The organism is Weissella fangxianensis, from assembly GCF_024718545.1.
GTDB lineage: Bacteria > Bacillota > Bacilli > Lactobacillales > Lactobacillaceae > Weissella > Weissella fangxianensis.
This window is the reverse complement of record NZ_JAMXDB010000063.1, coordinates 1,561-3,297: the sequence shown is the minus strand read 5'-3', so window position 1 is coordinate 3,297 and position 1,737 is coordinate 1,561. Positions and strand designations below refer to the sequence as shown.

The 1,737-nt window shown below is 47.2% G+C and carries 1 rRNA gene (only partly in view); it reads right to left on the bottom strand.

What is annotated here, in order from left to right:
- Positions 1 to 1,551, bottom strand: a 23S ribosomal RNA gene (locus tag NGR58_RS09875); it reaches 1,429 nt to the left of the window's first position.
- Positions 1,552 to 1,737 lie beyond the last annotated feature (186 nt).

Below are 1,737 nucleotides of genomic sequence, written 5' to 3'. Positions count from 1 at the left end.
AGTGCAAGCATTTAACTCACACTAAGACTTATTGCTTGGCCCAGCATTTCCAGCAGCTGGGATCCGTTAGCCTTCTGCGTCCCTCCATTGTTCAAACATGTTCACCTGGTACAGGAATCTCAACCTGTTAGCCATCGACTACGCCTTTCGGCCTCGCCTTAGGTCCCGACTAACCCTGGGAGGACGAGCCTTCCCCAGGAAACCTTAGTCATACGGTGGACAGGATTCTCACCTGTCTTTCGCTACTCATACCGGCATTCTCACTTCTAAGCGCTCCACCAGTCCTCACGGTCTGACTTCACTGCCCTTAGAACGCTCTCCTATCGCGCCACTTACGTGGCACCCGTAGTTTCGGTGGTGTGTTTAGCCCCGGTACATTTTCGGCGCAGAATCACTCGACTAGTGAGCTATTACGCACTCTTTAAATGGTGGCTGCTTCTGAGCCAACATCCTAGTTGTCTATGCAACTTCACATCCTTTTCCACTTAACACACACTTAGGGACCTTAACTGACGATCTGGGCTGTTCCCCTTTCGACAATGGATCTTATCACTCACTGTCTGACTCCCGGACATACGTGATTGGCATTCGGAGTTTATCTTAGTTTAGTAACCCGAGATGGGCCCCGCACCAAAACAGTGCTCTACCTCCAACACGCTTTCTTCCGAGGCTAGCCCTAAAGCTATTTCGGAGAGAACCAGCTATCTCCAAGTTCGATTGGAATTTCACCGCTACCCACACCTCATCCCAACATTTTTCAACATGTATGGGTTCGGGCCTCCAGTGCGTTTTACCACACCTTCACCCTGGACATGGGTAGGTCACCTGGTTTCGGGTCTACAACAACATACTCAGTCGCCCATTTCAGACTCGCTTTCGCTACGGCTCCGGTCTTTCCACCTTAACCTTGCATGTTATCGTAACTCGCCGGTTCATTCTACAAAAGGCACGCTATCACCCATTAACGGGCTCTAACTTGTTGTAGGCACATGGTTTCAGGAACTTTTTCACTCCCCTTCCGGGGTGCTTTTCACCTTTCCCTCACGGTACTGGTTCACTATCGGTCACTAGGGAGTATTTAGCCTTACGAGATGGTCCTCGCAGTTTCCAACTGGATTTCACGTGTCCAGCCGTACTCAGGATCCTACACGGGAGTTTGCTTACTTTCGCATACGGGGCTATCACCCAGTGTCGCTCAGCTTCCCAGCTGATTCTGCTAATAAACAAATTTGTAACTCCACAACGGTAGTCCTACAACCCCAGAGTGCAAGCACTCTGGTTTGGGCTTCTCCGTGTTCGCTCGCCGCTACTGACGGAATCGATTTTTCTTTATTCTCCTGTTGCTAATGAGATGTTTCAGTTCACAACGTCTACCATCGTTTAACTATGTATTCATTAAAACGATAACTTGCATAACAAGTTGGGTTCCCCCATTCGGAAATCCCCGGATCAAAGCTTACTTACAGCTCCCCGAGGCATATCGGTGTTAGTCCCGTCCTTCATCGGCTCCTAGTGCCAAGGCATTCACCATGCGCCCTTAATAACTTAACCGATCAACTGTCGTTGATGATTTCGTTTGAGTATTGTGACTCAATGGTCACAAGCGATTTTAAACTTATTTAAAAAACTCAAAAAATTACGCGGTGTATTTTTTCGGCTCAATTTAATTGATAAAAATCAATTTAAATGAATTTAAAAATTTACAATTATGATTCAGTTTTCAAAGAACTAATGCTG